The following is a 230-nucleotide window of genomic DNA, read 5'->3' on the forward strand; positions in this document are numbered from 1 at the left end:
TTTGCTTTCCCAGACATGCATGTCCGGGTTTATGGTAGCGTCCGCGAACTGTTTGGCAGCTACGGACGCCGTTATCCTCAATAAATCAAGTATGCTGTTATTGATTGATAAGACAGGTTGCCACCCCGGGCTTCTGCCGATTAACGAGGAGCAGCCGTTACCTCAAATGATTCTACTTCTTACCTTCTCTACTAAGCACACCGATTTCAACTGACCAAACCAGTTTTCTC

The 230-nt window shown here is 47.0% G+C and carries 1 protein-coding gene; it reads left to right on the top strand.

Going from position 1 to position 230, the window contains the following annotated elements; all coding sequences use genetic code 11:
• Positions 1-214, top strand: a 214-nt coding sequence (locus SB725_RS34255; protein ID WP_410923836.1) for a hypothetical protein, incomplete at its 5' end; no start/stop codon positions are given.
• Positions 215-230: the final 16 nt, after the last annotated feature.

The organism is Pseudomonas sp. SIMBA_041 (assembly GCF_046535095.1).
Lineage (GTDB): Bacteria > Pseudomonadota > Gammaproteobacteria > Pseudomonadales > Pseudomonadaceae > Aquipseudomonas > Aquipseudomonas mucoides.